This window comes from Bradyrhizobium sp. S3.3.6, assembly GCF_040546905.1.
Classification (GTDB): domain Bacteria; phylum Pseudomonadota; class Alphaproteobacteria; order Rhizobiales; family Xanthobacteraceae; genus Bradyrhizobium; species Bradyrhizobium cytisi.
Map to the genome: position 1 here is coordinate 1 of NZ_JBEPOT010000003.1, position 15,738 is coordinate 15,738.

14 protein-coding genes are annotated in these 15,738 nt (G+C 64.8%); 11 read left to right on the top strand and 3 right to left on the bottom strand.

Annotated elements, in window-relative coordinates; translation table 11 throughout:
* The first annotated feature begins 331 nt into the window (after window positions 1-331).
* From ABID59_RS08900 to ABID59_RS08915, 4 genes are all read left to right on the top strand, one after another.
* Window positions 332-1,225: a branched-chain amino acid ABC transporter permease gene (locus ABID59_RS08900; RefSeq protein ID WP_148751235.1), complete on the top strand. Its 894-nt coding sequence runs from the start codon at window positions 332-334 to the stop codon at window positions 1,223-1,225.
* 3 nt (window positions 1,226-1,228) lie between these two features.
* Window positions 1,229-2,302: a branched-chain amino acid ABC transporter permease gene (locus ABID59_RS08905; protein ID WP_354083129.1), complete on the top strand. Its 1,074-nt coding sequence runs from the start codon at window positions 1,229-1,231 to the stop codon at window positions 2,300-2,302.
* Between the two features lie 43 nt (window positions 2,303-2,345).
* Window positions 2,346-3,629: an ABC transporter substrate-binding protein gene (locus ABID59_RS08910; RefSeq protein WP_354083130.1), complete on the top strand. Its 1,284-nt coding sequence runs from the start codon at window positions 2,346-2,348 to the stop codon at window positions 3,627-3,629.
* 144 nt (window positions 3,630-3,773) lie between these two features.
* Window positions 3,774-4,613 (top strand): ABC transporter ATP-binding protein, encoded by an 840-nt coding sequence (locus ABID59_RS08915; protein WP_354083131.1) that lies wholly within the window; start codon window positions 3,774-3,776, stop codon window positions 4,611-4,613.
* A gap of 3 nt (window positions 4,614-4,616) precedes the next feature.
* On the opposite strand, the gene ABID59_RS08920 is transcribed toward ABID59_RS08915, so the two are convergent.
* The gene (locus ABID59_RS08920; protein WP_354083132.1) at window positions 4,617-5,768 is read right to left on the bottom strand and encodes an AGE family epimerase/isomerase; all 1,152 of its coding nucleotides are present in this window, start codon (window positions 5,766-5,768) and stop codon (window positions 4,617-4,619) included.
* 86 nt (window positions 5,769-5,854) lie between these two features.
* Between ABID59_RS08920 and ABID59_RS08925 the strand changes: the two genes are divergently transcribed.
* The 6 genes from ABID59_RS08925 (at window position 5,855) to ABID59_RS08950 (ending at window position 12,009) form a co-directional block, all read left to right on the top strand.
* Window positions 5,855-7,078, top strand: a complete 1,224-nt coding sequence (locus ABID59_RS08925) for a phenylacetate--CoA ligase family protein (RefSeq protein WP_354083133.1) — start codon at window positions 5,855-5,857, stop codon at window positions 7,076-7,078.
* A 112-nt stretch (window positions 7,079-7,190) separates the two neighbouring features.
* Window positions 7,191-8,372, top strand: a complete 1,182-nt coding sequence (locus ABID59_RS08930) for a CgeB family protein (RefSeq protein WP_354083134.1) — start codon at window positions 7,191-7,193, stop codon at window positions 8,370-8,372.
* 100 nt (window positions 8,373-8,472) lie between these two features.
* Window positions 8,473-8,919, top strand: a complete 447-nt coding sequence (locus ABID59_RS08935) for a cupin domain-containing protein (protein WP_354083135.1) — start codon at window positions 8,473-8,475, stop codon at window positions 8,917-8,919.
* Window positions 8,916-10,037: a DegT/DnrJ/EryC1/StrS family aminotransferase gene (locus ABID59_RS08940; RefSeq protein ID WP_354083136.1), complete on the top strand. Its 1,122-nt coding sequence runs from the start codon at window positions 8,916-8,918 to the stop codon at window positions 10,035-10,037. Before ABID59_RS08935 ends, ABID59_RS08940 begins: the two co-directional genes overlap by 4 nt.
* A complete protein-coding gene (locus ABID59_RS08945; RefSeq protein ID WP_354083137.1) occupies window positions 10,034-10,801 on the top strand; it encodes a class I SAM-dependent DNA methyltransferase in 768 nt (255 codons plus the stop codon). Before ABID59_RS08940 ends, ABID59_RS08945 begins: the two co-directional genes overlap by 4 nt.
* A complete protein-coding gene (locus tag ABID59_RS08950; RefSeq protein WP_354083138.1) occupies window positions 10,798-12,009 on the top strand; it encodes a glycosyltransferase in 1,212 nt (403 codons plus the stop codon). The genes ABID59_RS08945 and ABID59_RS08950 overlap by 4 nt, the downstream gene beginning before the upstream one ends.
* A gap of 20 nt (window positions 12,010-12,029) precedes the next feature.
* On the opposite strand, the gene ABID59_RS08955 is transcribed toward ABID59_RS08950, so the two are convergent.
* A complete protein-coding gene (locus ABID59_RS08955) occupies window positions 12,030-13,505 on the bottom strand; it encodes an MATE family efflux transporter (RefSeq protein WP_354083139.1) in 1,476 nt (491 codons plus the stop codon).
* Between the two features lie 280 nt (window positions 13,506-13,785).
* On the opposite strand from ABID59_RS08955, the gene rffA reads away from it, so the two are divergent.
* Entirely contained in the window at window positions 13,786-14,928 is a 1,143-nt protein-coding gene (gene rffA / locus ABID59_RS08960) for a dTDP-4-amino-4,6-dideoxygalactose transaminase (protein WP_354083140.1), read from the top strand.
* Window positions 14,929-14,931: 3 nt separating this feature from the next.
* Here rffA and ABID59_RS08965 read toward each other — a convergent pair whose 3' ends face one another.
* Window positions 14,932-15,633: a hypothetical protein gene (locus tag ABID59_RS08965; protein ID WP_354083141.1), complete on the bottom strand. Its 702-nt coding sequence runs from the start codon at window positions 15,631-15,633 to the stop codon at window positions 14,932-14,934.
* Window positions 15,634-15,738: the final 105 nt, after the last annotated feature.

Consider the following 15,738-nt stretch of genomic DNA (forward strand, 5'->3'; position numbering starts at 1 on the left):
GAGGAAACCGAGGACGGATACTGGCAAGTGCGCTTCTTCGACGTACCGATCGGCATCATCGACCAGAAAACACACAAGCTCCGGCGCTGCGCTAGCGCAGCGCCGGAGCCGACCAAATCATGAACAGTGTCACCCATCCATCCGGTCTGTTCTGTTACCAATCCATCCGCTGGACAGATGCCATCAGCCACGCCCTCACTCGGGTGAGGGGTCCTCTCTCCGCACCGTCACTGCCGAGACAACCCCTCACCCGTCTTCGCTTCGCGAGGCCACCCTCTCCCACAAGGGGAGAGGGGAAGAGCGCGCCGGATTTGTCAGCGAGCACCTCCGCATGAACACCGCCTTCCTCATCCAGCTCCTGGTCAACGGTCTCGTGGTCGGCACGCTTTATGGCGTGGTCGCGATGTCGTTCGTGCTGATCTACAAGGCGACGCAGGTCGTCAATTTCGCGCAAGGTGAATTGCTGCTGGTCGGCGCCTGGGTGTGCTGGACCCTGCTCGCGAAATACCAGGTGCCGTTCTGGATCGGCATGCCGATGACGCTGGTGTTCATGTTCGTGTTCGGCATCGCGATCCAGGTCCTGATCCTGCGGCCGATGATCGGCGAGCCCATCATCTCCGTGATCATGGTGACGATCGGCCTCTCCACCGTGCTGCAGGCGACGCTGAAATGGATGTTCGGCGTCAACCCGCAGCCGTTCCCGCGCGTGTTCGAGAGCCAGTCGGTCGGCCTGTTCGGCCTCCAGATCCAGACCGTCTATGTCATGAGCCTGGTCGTGTCGGTTGCGATGATGATCGGCATGGCCTGGTTCTTCCGCGCCTCGAAGTACGGCCTTGCGATGCGAGCCACCGCCTTCAACCAGCAGGTGGCGCAGTCGCTCGGCATTTCCGTCAAAAGCGTGTTTGCGATGGCCTGGGCCATCTCGGCCACCGTCTCCGCGGTCGCCGGCGTCGTCGTCGCCGTGGTGAACGGCGTGTCCTCGGGTCTTGCCGGCTACGGCATCAAGGTATTCCCGGCGGCGATCCTCGGCGGGCTCGATTCCGTCGGCGGCGCGGTGCTCGGCGGCATCATCATCGGGCTCCTGGAAAACATCGCACAATATGTCGACAGCGAGTATCTGCACTGGGGCAATCTCTACGAGATCGCGCCGTTCTACGTCCTCATCATCGTGCTGATGATCAAGCCTTACGGCCTGTTCGGCACCCACGACATCGAGCGGATCTGATCCATGGCCGGTCCTGCCCTCATCCCTGCTGGTGATTTCCGCACCTCCTATGCGGCCGACACCACCATCTTCCCGACCACGACCAGCCGCAACTTCGCGATCGCCGGCGTGCTGCTGCTCTGCCTCGTACCGCAATTCCTCGGCGGCTACTGGCTCAGCATTCTCATTCAGATCGGCATTTTCTCGATTGCAGCGCTCGGCCTCAACATCCTGGTCGGCTTCACCGGCCAGATCTCGATCGGGCACGCCGCCTTCTTCCTGCTCGGTGCCTTCACCTCTGCCTACATCTCCAACAACGCGCCGATCCCGGTGTTCTTCGCGATTCCGCTCGCAGGTGTCGTCACCGCTTTGGTCGGGCTGATCTTCGGCATTCCGGCGGCGCGGCTGAAGGGTCTTTACCTCGTCATCGCGACGCTGGCGGCCCAATATATCCTGCTCGACTTCTTCTCCCGCGCCGATTGGTTTTCCGGCGGCTCCGTGCCGGCCAGCGCCGAGCCGTTCTCGATCTTCGGCTATACGCTGCGCGGCGACCGGCAATATTTCTACGTCGTGCTGGCCTATGTGCTGGCGAGCTATATCCTCGTCACCAACCTGATGCGCACGCGCGACGGCCGCGCGCTGGTGGCGATCCGCGACCATTATCTCTCCGCGGAGATCATGGGCATCAATCTCACGAAATACCGCACACTATCGTTCGGGCTCGCCGCGTTCTTCGCCGGCATCGCCGGTGCGCTCTACGCGCATTACCAGCTGGTGGTCTCGCAGGAAGGCTTCGGCATCGAGCGCTCGATCCTGTTCCTCGCCATGATCATCATCGGCGGCACCGGCTCGATCATGGGCACGCTGATGGGCACGGCCTTCGTGGTGCTGCTGCCGGAGTCCATGGAGTTCATCAGTCTGTCGCTCAAGGGCGGCGCGATCGACAAGGCGTTGTCGCTCAACAACAACATCACCTTCCTGCGCGAAATCGCGATCGGGGTCATCATCATCGCGTTCCTGATGTTCGAGCCGGACGGGCTCGCGCATCGCTGGCGGCAGATCAAGGCGTATTGGAAGCTCTACCCGTTCTCGCATTGAGCGCGGAAACTGCACTTAAACAATAAACCGGAGGAACCGACCCATGACAATGAAGTCCCTTTTGAGCACCGCATCGCTCGCGCTTGTGATCGCGGCCTTCTCCGCCGGCGCGCAGGCGCAGATCGCGATCGGGCATCTCGCCGATTATTCCGGCGGCACCTCCGACGTCGGCACGCCCTACGGCCAGGCCGTCGCCGACACTTTTGCCTGGGTCAACAAGAACGGCGGCGTCGGCGGCAAGCAGGTCAGCGTCGACACCAACGATTACGGCTACCAGGTGCCGCGCGCGATCGCGCTCTACAAGAAATGGTCGGCACCGGACAGCAAGGTCGCCGCGATCATGGGTTGGGGCACCGCGGACACCGAAGCGCTGACCGGCTTCCTCGCCCAGGACAAGATCCCCGACATGTCGGGCTCTTACGCCGCCGCGCTGACCGATCCCGAAGGCACCAGCGGCAAGGCCAAGCCCGCGCCCTATAATTTCTTCTACGGCCCGAGCTATTCGGACTCGCTGCGCGCGATGCTGATCTGGGCGGCCGAGGACTGGAAGGCCAAGGGCAAGCCCGGCAAGCCGAAATTCGTGCACATGGGTGCCAACCATCCCTACCCGAACGCGCCGAAGGCCGCCGGCGAAGCCATGGCGCAGGAGCTCGGCTTCGAGGTGCTGCCGCCGTTGGTGTTCGCACTGACGCCGGGTGACTACAGCGCGCAGTGCCTGAGCCTGAAATCCTCGGGCGCCAACTATGCCTATCTCGGCAATACCGCCGCCTCCAACATTTCGGTGATGAAGGCCTGCAAGACCGCCGGTGTCGAAATCCAGTTCCTCGGCAATGTCTGGGGCATGGACGAGAACGCCGCCAAGACCGCGGGCGACGCCGCCAATGGCGTGATCTTCCCGCTGCGCACCGCGGTGAGTTGGGGCGGCGACGCGCCCGGCATGAAGACGCTGATAGAGATCTCGAAGATGTCCGACCCCACCGGCAAGGTCTATCGCCCCGTCCACTATGTCGCGGCTGTCTGCTCGGCGCTCTACATGAAGGAGGCGCTCGACTGGGCCGCCAAGAACGGTGGCGCAACCGGCGAGAACGTCGCCAAGGGCTTCTACCAGAAAAAGGATTGGGTGCCGGCCGGCATGGATGGCGTCTGCGCGCCCTCGACCTGGACCGACAAGGATCATCGCGGCACGCTGAAGGTCGAGCTCTATCGCACCAAGATCTCGGGCGCGACCGATGGCGATCTCAACGACCTCATGGCCAAGGGCACGATCAAGCTCGAGAAGGTCAAGACCGTCGAGCTGCCACGCAAGCCGGAACTGCTGGGCTGGTGAGCCTCGCCGTCGCCTCAAATACAACCGTCATCCCCCGCGCAGGCGGGGGATCCAGTACGCCGCGGCTTCTCGGCGAACGTCCGGCGCCCCTGGAATACTGGGTCACCCGCCTGCGCGGGTGACGACAGCGGAGAATGAAGACGCATGTCCCAAACCATTGAAGCAACCCGACCTGCTCCCACGGTTGTCGCGGCCCCGCCCCTCCTCGCCGTGCGCAACATCGAGGTCGTCTATGACGACGTCATCCTGGTGCTGCGTGGCCTCAGCCTCGACGTGCCCAAGGGTGCGATCGTGGCGCTGCTGGGGGCCAACGGTGCCGGCAAGTCGACCACATTGAAGGCGATCTCGGGGCTGCTCAAGACCGAGGACGGCGAGGTCACGCGCGGCGAGATCCTGTTCGAGGGCGAGCCCATTGCCGGCATCGATCCCGACAAGATCGTCCGCCGCGGCATCTTCCAGGTCATGGAGGGCCGACGCATCGTTGCGGACATGACGTCGCTGGAAAACCTCAAGCTCGGCGCCTTCACCCGCAGGGATCGCGAGGTCGATGCCGATCTCGACATGGTCTTCAACTATTTCCCGCGCCTGAAGGAGCGCACGGGGTTGGCCGGCTATCTCTCCGGCGGCGAGCAGCAGATGCTCGCGATCGGCCGCGCGCTGATGGCGCGCCCGAAGATGATCCTGATGGACGAGCCGTCGATGGGCCTGTCGCCGCTGCTGGTGAAAGAGGTGTTCGCGATCATCCAGAAGATCAACCGCGACCTCGGCGTCACCATCCTCCTGGTGGAGCAGAACGCACGCGCCGCGCTGTCGGTGGCGAGCCACGGCTACATCATGGAGCAGGGCAAGGTCGTGCTCGACGGCACCGCCGACGAGCTGCGCGACAACGAGGACGTCAAGGAGTTCTATCTCGGCGGCGCCGGCGACCAGCGCAAGAGTTTTAAAAACCTCAAGAGCTTCAAGCGGCGCAAGCGCTGGCTTTAATTCTCAGCCGAGGACCTGCTCCGCTTCCGTGACCGCGCAGAGAACATGATAGAACGACGACGCAGGAATGGTGTCGATCAGCGATTTGCCGTCGCTGTCGAACTGGTCGTACCAGCCGCCCCGAACGGGATGGCTGAGATAATGCCGTTCGAGCCGCCCCAGCGCCGCGCGCGCCTCATCTGGCGCGCCCGCCTCGCCGGACTCGGCCTGCGCAATCCACGCTTTCGCGATCTCGGTCTGCGGCCACAGCCGCCGCGTCGAGCGACGGATGTTGCCAGTGTCGTCGCCCTCGTCGACGAGGCAGCCGGTGGCCGTGTCGCGATAGCGCAGCGCGGTCGCCAGCAGTTCTGCGCGCCGCTGCCCGGTCGGGCAGCCCGTGATGCGTTCAAATCCCTTCAGCAACCAGACCCATTCCGCCTGGTGGCCGGCCTCGATGCTGACCGGCTCGATCTTCGACCAGTCCTCCTCGAAATATTCGCCGAGCGCACACTTCCGCTTGTCGTAGAGATTGGCGAGGAACAACGCGAAGAATTCACCGGCGCGATTCTGGAACGACAGATCGTGGGTCGCGTCGAAGCACGCGATCATCGCCTCGAACAGATGCATGTGCGGGTTCTGCCGGCGCGGCAACGACACCGGCAGGCCTTCATGCACGCCGCCATGCGGCGAGCGCAGATGGCCGTCGAGGAAGGCGAGCACAGCGTCGATCTCGGCGCGCACTTGCGCGTCCTTGTCGAGCGCATAAACGGCCGCCAGCGCAAACAGGATGAAGGCGTGGTCGTAGGCATCGCGCCGCGCGTCCAGCACAGAACCGTCCGGCGCCAGCCGATGCACATAGCCAGGCCGGCCGTCGGGCGCCTTCGCTTTGCTGAGCAGATGCTCCAGCCCCTTCAGCGCGATGGCGCGCCCTTCGGGGTACCAGCCCATCTGCGCCGCCTTGGCGTAGCACCAGATCTGGCGGGCCTGCACGAACACCCGGCGAGGCGCCGAGGCATCCGCCGTGCCGTCGCGATGCAGCCGGTCGATGAAACCGCCCGCTTGGCGGTCCCAGCCGACCGTCGACCACAGCGGGATCGCGTCCTCGATCATGCGGCGCTTCAGGCGCACGACGACGTCGGCCGCCTCTTCCGCCGGAATGATGCTCTCGTCCGCCATTGCGTCCTCTCCACGCCCCGCCAATGGCCGTCTGATACCCATGCCAGCGGCGGCGTGCAACGGATGCCAACCCGGAAAGACCTGCCATGACCGCCCATTACGACGCCCTCGAGACGCGCGAGCCAGCGGTGCGCGAGGCCGAGCTGCTCGCCCGCCTGCCGGGCGTCCTGCGCAGCGCGATGAGCGCGCCCGCCTATGCCGAGCGGCTGAAGGGCATCGATCCCGCCTCGGTGACCTCCAGGATGGCGCTGGCGGACCTTCCCCTGCTGCGCAAGTCGGAACTGCCCGCCCTGCACAAGGCCTCCCAGCCCTTCGGTGGCTTCGTGGCGGCGACCCCGGGGTCGTTTGCCCGCCTCTTCACCTCCCCGGGCCCCATCTTCGAGCCGGAGGGCACCCAGGCCGACCCCTGGCGCGGAGCGCGGGCGCTGTTTGCGGCGGGGTTTCGACCGGGCGACGTCGTGCTCAACACCTTCAGCTACCACCTCACCCCCGGCGGCTTCATCTTCGACGCCTCGGCTCGCGCGCTGGGCTGTGCGGTGATCCCTGCCGGCCCCGGCAATACCGATCAGCAGTTCGAGCTGATCGAGGCCTACCGTCCTGTCGGTTACAGCGGCACCCCGGATTTCCTCAAGATCCTGCTCGATGCCGCGGCAACGGCGAGCCGCGATGTCTCCTCGATCAAGCGAGCACTGGTTTCGGGCGCCGCCTTCCCGCCCTCGCTCCAGGCCGAGATCAAGGCGCGCGGCATCGACGCCTACCAGGCCTTCGGCACCGCCGATCTCGGCCTCATCGCGTTTGAGACCGAGGCGCGCGAGGGCATGGTCGTGAACGAGGACCTGATCATGGAGATCGTCAAGCCCGGCACCGGCGATCCCGTCTCCCCCGGCGACGTCGGCGAGATCGTGGTGACCTCGCTCGATCCCCACCATCCCTGGATCCGGCTTGCGCTCGGCGACCTCACCGCGGCGTTGCCGGGCTCAAGTAATTGCGGTCGCACCAATATGCGCATCAACGGCTGGATGGGTCGTGCCGACCAGACCACCAAGGTCAAGGGCATGTTCGTCCGCCCCGAGCAGGTCGCCGAGATCGGCAAGCGCCATCCCGCGCTCGGACGGCTGCGCCTTGTCGTCACCCGCCAGGGCGAGGCCGATGCGATGACGCTGAAGGCCGAGGCAGGCACATCGGGCGATGCACTACGCGAGGAGATCGCGGCCAGCCTGCGGGCCGTGACCAAGCTCGGCGGCGCAGTCGAGCTGGTCAGCCCCGGCGCGCTACCGAACGACGGCAAGGTGATCGCGGACGAGCGGTAGAAGATCGCCCACGGACATTGTGTGCGCCCATCGGATGGGCTATTCGACCCCGACATGAGGCACCGTCGGAACATCAGCAATCGCAACACCGCGAGCGGGAAACGCTAGGCCCGTGCGCGTCCTCATCCTCAACGCCGATTATCAGCGCTTTCTCGCCTGGCTGTACCGGCGCCATCCGGGTCTCGAGAATTCGAGCTACGACGCGCAGATGGCAGCGCGCAGCGCCAGCCTGTTCGGCGTGGCCGACTTCTACTCGCGCAATTTCGAAGCCCTCGGGCACACGGCCGCCAACATCCACGTCAACAACGGCTGGATGCAGACCGCATGGGCGCGCGAACATGGCATCAGCGTGACCCCATCGCCGCCGCCGGGCGCCGCCGTGAGCGATGCCATCCCGGGATGGCTGCAACGCGCCGTCGCACCATTCAAGCCGGTGTTGAGGCCGCTCGCCCGCAGAATCGGTTTGAGCCCGCGCCTTGACGCGCAGTCCGAACAGATCCTGCTGGCGCAGATCGAGGACTTCAAGCCGGACCTGATCCTCAACCAGGACCTGTTCCATGTCGACACGCGCCTGGTGCGCCGGATCAAGCAGATCTGCCGCCCCATCATGGTCGGCCAGGTTGGAATCGTGCCCTCGCGCGGCGAGGACTGGTCGGTCTACGATCTGCTGATCTCGCAAATCGCTGCGGTGGTCGATTTCTTTCGTCAACAAGGCGCCCGCTCGGAGGTCATCCATCTGGGATTCGAGCCCGCGATCCTCGACGTTCTTCCGCCTGCACCAGCGCGCAGCATCGACGTCTCATTCGTGGGCGCCGTATCGGCCGATCACCAGCAGCGCGTGGCGCAGCTGGAAGCTGTCGCGCGGCGCTACGATCTGAAACTGTTCGGCAGCGGCCTGCATACGCTGCCCGCCTCGTCACCGCTTCACCGCTGTTACCAGGGCGAGGTGTGGGGCGTGGACATGTATCAGGCGCTGCGAGCCTCGCGGGTGACGCTCAACTCGCATATCGACATGGCCGGACCCGAAGCCGGCAATGCGCGCCTGTTCGAAGCAACCGGTATCGGCGCCTTCCTGCTCACGGACTTCAAGGACAATCTTCACACGCTGTTCGAGCCCGGCCGCGAGGTCGCCGTCTGGCGTTCGGCCGATGACTGTATCGCGCTGATCGATCGCTATCTCAACGATGAGCCCGCGCGTTTGGCGATCGCTGCGGCCGGACAGGCCCGCACGCTTTCGACCCACACGTTCCGCCAACGCGTGAGCACGATCTTGCAGCTCGCCGACCGCAAATAGCAGCCGCCGACGCGCCCTTGACGGTGTGGGCCAAAATGGCCAAAGTGCTCTTGCGTGACGCTATGTCACTACAATTACAGCGTTTTTTGTCGAGGCTCAGATGGAACACGTCGAACATGTTCGATTCGGCGACCAGCTCTATGCGATCATCGTGCGCGCCTCGTTCCGCGAGCCGGGTATCCACTTCTTTTCGTCGCCGGAACTGTCGCAGCAGCTCGCTTATATGAATCATCCGAAGGGCAAGAGCATCGAGCCACACCGCCACAACAAGGTGACGCGGGAGGTGCACTACACCCAGGAAGTCCTCCTGATTCAGAAGGGCAAGGTCCAGGTCGATTTCTATACGGTCGAAGAAAACTATCTGGAAAGCCGCGTGCTCGGTGCCGGCGACATCATCCTGTTGTGCAGCGGCGCCCACGGCTTCCACGTGCTCGAGTCGGTCGAGATGTTCGAGATCAAGCAGGGCCCCTATTCCGGCGAGAACGACAAGACGAGATTCGCCGAAGTTGCCCAGTCGGAAATCCGGGTCAAAGGTCCGGGGCTGTGACCGCGCCGTTCGTTCCCGTCAACACGCCGTTGCTCGACGGCAACGAGGCCGACTATCTCGCCGAATGCATCCGCACCGGCTGGATCTCGTCGGAAGGACCGTTCATCAAGCGCTTCGAGCAGGCGATGGCGGAGGCCGCCGGACGGCGCCACGGCGTCGCGGTGACCAACGGCTCGGTTGCGCTCGACATCGCCGTCCATGCGCTCGGCCTCGAGCAAGGCTCCGAGGTTATCATCCCGACCTTCACGATCATCAGCTGCGCTGCAGCCGTCGTGCGCGCCGGCCTTGTCCCGGTCGGGGTCGACTGCGATGCCGCAACCTGGAACATGACGGTCGAGGGCGTGGAGGCCGCGATCACGCCGCGCACGCGCGCGATCATGCTGGTGCACATCTACGGCCTGCCGGTCGACCTCGAACCGATCATGGCGCTTGCGCGCAAGCATGATCTGAGGGTGATCGAGGACGCTGCCGAGATGCACGGTCAGACCTATCGTGGCGCGCCCTGCGGAAGCTTCGGTGACGTCTCGACCTTCAGCTTCTATCCCAACAAGCATGTCACCACCGGCGAAGGCGGCATGATCCTCGCCGCCGACGACGCGCTCGCCGACCGGCTGCGAGGCTATCGCAATCTCTGCTTCCAGCCGCAGCAGCGTTTCGTCCATGAGGAGTTCGGCTGGAACGCGCGCATGACCAACCTCCAGGCCGCGCTCGGCGTCGCCCAGGTCGAGCGCCTGCCGCGCACGGTCGAGCTCAAACGCCGGATCGGCCGGCTCTATGACGAGCATCTCGCCGGTGTCGACCGCATTCGTCGCCCGGTCGCCCGCACCAACTATGCCGACAATATCTACTGGGTCTACGGCGTCGTGCTGGACGACAGCGTGCCGTTCGACGCCAAGGAGGCGATGCGCCGCCTCGGCGAAAAAGGCATCGGCACGCGGCCGTTCTTCTGGTGCATGCACGAGCAGCCGGTGCTGCGCCGGATGGGCCTGATGCGCGATGAATCCCATCCGAACGCGGAATACATTGCCCGTCGCGGTTTCTACCTGCCGAGCGGACTTGCCTTGACCGACGACGAGATCGCGCGCTCCGCACAGGCGCTCAAGGAGATTTTGGCGTGACGGTGTTCGCCGACTACGCGCCCTGGTATGACCTGCTTTATCAGGACAAGGATTACGCGGCCGAGACATCGTTCGTCGAAGCGCGCCTGCGCGACCACGGCGTCTCTTCCGGAAAGCTGCTCGATCTCGGCTGCGGCACCGGCCTGCACGCGCTGGCCTTCGCGCGCCAGGGCTGGAACGTCGCCGGCATCGATCTCAGCCATGAGATGATCGCGAGCGCCAAGGCGCGCGCCGCGCAAGCCGGGCTCTCGATTCCGTTCCGGCAGGGCGATGTCTGCGCGACCGGCCCGGAACGCGACTACGACGCGGTGGTGTCGCTGTTCCATGTTGCCAGCTATCAGACCAGCCTCGATGCCCTGGCGGCGATGTTTCGCACGGCGCACACCGCGCTGAAGCCGGGCGGCATCTTCTTTTTCGACTATTGGTATGGCGGCGCCGTGCTGGCGCAAGGCGTCGAGACGCGCGTCAAGGTGATCGAGCAGAAGCCGCTGCGCCTGACCCGGATTGCGCAATCCGATCACGACGAACAGGCGGCGACCGTCACGGTGAACTACACCCTGTTCTGCGAGGACACGGATCGCGCCACGATCCGCCGCGTCGATGAAGCGCACCACATGCGCTACTGGTTCCCGTTCGAGATCGAAGCCGCACTCAGGCAATGCGGGTTCGAGCCGGCCGGCAGCCATGCCTGGCTGTCCGACGCTGTGCCGAACACGAAGAACTGGGCCGCCTATTCCATCGCGAGAAAGGCCGCGCAGTCGTGAAGCGCTACCACGTCGGGATTTTTCTCGAGCTACCGCTCGACGTCGGTGGCGGCTTCCAGCAGTCACTCACCGACATCATATGGATGCGCGACTGGGCCAGGACCGCCAATATCGACGTCACCGTGTTCACGACCCTGCCCGAAAATGTTGCGATCCTCGCCGATCTCGGCGTCAACAGCGTGTATCTGAAGCTTGGCTGGCTCGACCGCCTGTTCCTGTTCCTCAAATATTCCGGTGTGTTCGACCTGCTGCAATATACCATGCGGGTCTGCGCGCCATTCGAGAAGAAGCTGATCAGGGCCGGTATCGACATCGTCTATTTCACCACCACGTCGAACTGGAACCTGGTGCTCTACAAGCTTCCGTTCATCATCACGATCTTCGACGGCTGCTTCCGCGACAGCCCTGAATTTGACGAGGTGCGGGAATTCGCCCAGTTCGAGCGCCGCGACATCGTGTGGCGCAGCGCCGCCACCAAAGCCGCAGTGGTCGTCACCAACGCCGACGAACTGATCGACATGCTGTGCCGGCGCTACGCCATGGAGCGCGACCACGCCGTCTGCATCCCGTTCTCACCGTCGTTCTACGTGTCGCGAACAGGCGCGCCCGATCAAGCCGCGGACACCTCAATCCTGATGAAGTACGGCATCGAGCCCGGCTACCTGTTCTATCCGGCGCAATTCTGGTCGCACAAGAACCATGCAACCGTCCTGCTTGCGATGCGCCTGCTCTGGGATCGGGGCGAGAGGCACCGGCTCGTGCTGTGCGGCTCCGATCGCGGCGCGCGCGCCGCGTTCGAAGAGCTGGTGGCACAGCACGGTCTGGGCGATTGCGTGCACATTCTCGGCTTCGTCCCCTCCGCGGAGCTTGGCGCGCTCTATCGCGGCGCAAGTGCGCTGGTGATGGCCACCTATTTCGGCCCCACCAATCTGCCTCCACTCGAGGCGTGGGCGGTTGGCACCCCGGTGATCTATCCGGAAGCCTTCCAGGCGCAAGCCGGCGACGCAGCCATCCTGTTCGACTATGACGATCCGGCCTCGCTCGCGAAAGCCATCGTGAAGGTCGGGTCGGCCGAAGAGCGCACCCGGCTCGCCGTCGCAGGCAAGCAACGGCTTGCCTCCTGCGCGGAACGGATCGACGAAGGGCATCAGCAGCTTGCCCGGCACCTGATGCGGCTGCGATATCGCCGTTACCCTCAAATCTACTGACGGATCAAATTACCCCTGCTTCAAGTCGGCACCGCCGCCAATACGCGCAGGCGCACGCGCCCGATGAGCAACGAGCTCGCCGCGACACTCACGACGACGAGCCAGATCGTGCATTCCACCAGGAAGTGGAGCATCCCCGTTCCCGGCACCACGGCGCGGATCGCCAAGCCTAGCCCCGATCCACCGAGCATGATCGTCACCATGATCGCGATCAGCACCAGCATGTGACGAAGCGGATGGGCGAGCGTCTGGCGCATGATGACGAGCGTCAGGATTCCGAACTGGGTCAGGAGATCACTCGCCACGATCGCGATTGCCGCGCCGAGGGGTCCCAGCCTGGGAATGAGCAACGCCGACAGGATCAGGAATGCGATCAGCTGCAGCCCCTTTGTGCGGACCAGGAGATCGCCGCGATTGCTGTGATTGGCAAAGACGAACGCCATCAGCGAGGGCGCAACGACGGCAGAACCGAGCAGCAGCGTGATGGCGAGCGTAGCGTCGTTCGGAATGCTGCCATGCGTCCACAGGGCGAAGAAATCCGGCCAGAAGGGCAACAGCCCTGCGACGATCAAGCTGGCCATCGCGGTCACGAGCAGCGAGCCCCGTGCGTAGAGCCTGCGCAGCCGCACCTTGTCGCCGATCGCATGGTCGTGACCGAGCTCGGCGCCGATCGGCAGCGTTATCAGGATGCAGAGGCCTCTCAAGAAGCTCGAGATCACGCGGACCAGGCCCCATTGCGCTACGGCCACGCGATCGGTGACCATCGCACTGACCAGCAGCATCGGGACGTTGGCGAGTGCAAGCTCGGTGAGGTTGGCGATGAAGAAAGGAAAACCAAGACCGAACTGCCCGCTGCGCCAGCGCCAGGACAGGGACGCAGTGGAGCGGTCACGGCCACGCCGCAGGAACGGCAACTGGCGTGGCGCGTCATAGGCAATCAGGAACAGCGCAAACAGGATCTGCGTCGAGACATAGGCAATCGCGACCGCGAGCAGGCTGCCGAACCAGGCGACCGCGACGAGCTGCCCGACCTGCCCGAGCGCCAGCGCCACATTTTGCGACCACACGGCCCGGCCGTATTTGCCATGCACGCGATAGAGGCCGGAAACCAGATTGGCCGGCAGCGCGAGCAGCGTGCCGACGGTGATCGCGAGCATTGCCGTGTCGAAGGTCGGCAGCCCCCGAAATCCGAGAACTGCGGCGGGCGGAAACAGCTCGGTGCCGACGATCAGCAGCGCACCGAGCACCACCACGATCCGCAGGTAGATCCGCATCATGCGCGCGTAGAAGTTCGCCGTGCGCCCATCGCAATCGACACAGGATTTGAAGGCGAGAAAGCGGTTAATGGAGCGAAGCTGCAGGCCGCCATCCGCGACGATGACGAGGTTCCCGGCCGCAAAGAGGGCAAGCCAGGCCGCGAGCATGTCGCTGCTCCAGAATTGCAGGAATGCGGGAATGAGAAGCAATTGCTGCGTCAGCGCTAGAAGCATCTGCACTAGGTTTGCCGACCAGCCGTGAATGAGCCGGTGAAGGCGGCCGCTGCCCTCTTTGCTTTTGGGGCCGCCCATCCTGCCTGGCGCATCAACTTGCGTGTCGGTCAAGCCGCATCCTTCCCTGCGAAAACACGCCGCGATCCGTCGCGAGTGCCCGCGATGGGGTTGCGCCGTTCCGCTGGACTGCACACGATCACCCGTTGATTTCCGCAACGGGAAACGCCAATGTGGATTCGAACCAGAGCGTTAGCGTGGTTCTTAAGGTGGTTCAACGGCTTAGGCAATGGCATCCGACTTCATCCCGTTCAATCGGCCCTACGCAACCGGACAAGAGCACGGCTACATCCAGAACGCGCTGGACAGCCTTCACGTGTCGGGCGACGGTCGCTTCACCAAGCTTTGCCATCAATGGATCGAGCAGCGCACCGGATGTGCGCGGGCCTTGCTGACGCACTCCTGCACCTCGGCCCTCGACCTTGCCGCGATGCTGCTCGACCTCAAGAGCGGCGACGAGGTAATCATGCCCTCGTTCACCTTTGTCTCGACCGCGAACGCGTTCGTGCTGCGCGGCGCGGTCCCGGTCTTCGTCGACATCCGCGAAGACACCCTCAACCTCGACGAACGGCAGATCGAGGCCGCGATCACCCCGCGCACGCGCGCGATCGCGCCGGTGCACTATGCCGGCGTCGGCTGCGAGATGGACGCGATCATCGCGATCGCCCGGCGTCACAATCTGCGGATCGTCGAGGACGCCGCGCAGGGAGTCGAGGCGAGCTACAAGGGCTCGCCGCTTGGCGCCATCGGCGATTTGGGCAGCTTCAGCTTCCACGAGACCAAGAACATCATCTCGGGCGAAGGTGGCTGCCTGCTGGTGAACGACCCCGAGTTCGCGCAGCGCGCCGAAATCATGCGCGAGAAGGGCACCGATCGCAACCGGTTCTTCCGCCGCGAGGTCGACAAATACACCTGGCAGGATATCGGCTCCTCCTATCTGCCGAGCGATATCACCGCCGCCTTCCTCTGGGCCCAGCTCGAGGAGGCCGAGCGCATCACGCGCGAGCGGCTGGCGATCTGGAACAGGTATCACGACATGCTGGCGCCGATGGAGCAGCGCGGCCTCCTGCGCCGCCCCATCGTGCCAGGCCATTGCCGCCATAATGGACATATCTACTACGTGCTGCTGCCACCAGAGGTCGACCGGTCTATGGTGCTGGGCAAGCTCCGAGACGAGAACATCTCTGCGGTCTTCCATTACGTCCCGCTGCATTCCTCACCCGCGGGGCAGCGGTTCGGACGGACGCACGGCGATCTGGCGACGACAACCGAACTCTCGGAACGCCTGATCCGGCTGCCGATGTGGATGGGGCTACAGGAGGTCGAGCAGGAGCGGGTCTGCGACACGCTTGGGACGATCCTCGGACGGTAGCGCTCAGAGCCCGTCCGCCTCGCCGTTCTTTGGCGTCGCGCGCGGCACGAAGGGCGCGAACGAAGTGCTGGCCGTCGTCGGCATCGTCAGCTTGCCGCCGCTGTCCGCAGGCGCACCGGCCGTTGCGGGCGGCCCTGCCGGTGCGGACGATCCGTCGGGCCGCTGCAGCGCCAGCACCTCGCTGCGATCGCCCTGCTTGAGCGTCACCTCGCGCGGCTGGACCGAGGCCAGCGACCAGCCGTCCAGCGATTCGCCCTGCCGCAGCCGAACGATCTTCTGGTCAGTGCGGTTGACGAGGATCGCAATCGCATCACCCTCGCCCACCACGGCCCCGACCAGCATCAGCGGTGGCGGGCTCTCGACTGGCTTCGGCGGCGACGGCGTTTGGGCCTCTTCGGCCGGGGCGGCAGCAACCGCGCGCGGCGGCGGCCGCCGCGTCGCCGAGAAAATCGGGCGCTCCTGGGTCCCCGTCAGCGCCGACAGCGGCACCGACCAGAGCGGATTGCCGCGAGGCGCAGGCTTGCTCGTGGCCGGCGCGGGCTGGGCAATCGGTCTGACCGCACCGACATCGACGCTCTCGGCAGGACTGCTGGCGGCATCGTCAGGCAGGATGTCCATGCGCGACGAGGTCACCGCTACGCTTTCGGTGATGCCGAGGACCGCGCACAATGCAGCCAATCCGACCGATCTCAGCCACCCCGACATCGAACTCCCCTGCGATCGGCCAGCGCGCGGCAAGCCAGAGGCAGCAAACTAGGTCCGATAGGCCTCACTATCAACCCGCCGCCATCCCGTTAGAGCTGCCTTTGG

Excerpts from the sequence above, each read along its gene's own strand:
- ABID59_RS08900 (WP_148751235.1), top strand. The coding sequence starts at position 332 with ATGAACACCGCCTTCCTCATCCAGCTCCTGGTCAACGGTCTCGTGGTC.
- rffA (WP_354083140.1), top strand. The coding sequence starts at position 13,786 with ATGGCATCCGACTTCATCCCGTTCAATCGGCCCTACGCAACCGGACAA.
- ABID59_RS08915 (WP_354083131.1), top strand. The coding sequence starts at position 3,774 with ATGTCCCAAACCATTGAAGCAACCCGACCTGCTCCCACGGTTGTCGCG.
- ABID59_RS08935 (WP_354083135.1), top strand. The coding sequence starts at position 8,473 with ATGGAACACGTCGAACATGTTCGATTCGGCGACCAGCTCTATGCGATC.
- ABID59_RS08920 (WP_354083132.1), bottom strand. The coding sequence starts at position 5,768 with ATGGCGGACGAGAGCATCATTCCGGCGGAAGAGGCGGCCGACGTCGTC.
- ABID59_RS08910 (WP_354083130.1), top strand. The coding sequence starts at position 2,346 with ATGACAATGAAGTCCCTTTTGAGCACCGCATCGCTCGCGCTTGTGATC.
- ABID59_RS08965 (WP_354083141.1), bottom strand. The coding sequence starts at position 15,633 with ATGTCGGGGTGGCTGAGATCGGTCGGATTGGCTGCATTGTGCGCGGTC.
- ABID59_RS08905 (WP_354083129.1), top strand. The coding sequence starts at position 1,229 with ATGGCCGGTCCTGCCCTCATCCCTGCTGGTGATTTCCGCACCTCCTAT.
- ABID59_RS08925 (WP_354083133.1), top strand. The coding sequence starts at position 5,855 with ATGACCGCCCATTACGACGCCCTCGAGACGCGCGAGCCAGCGGTGCGC.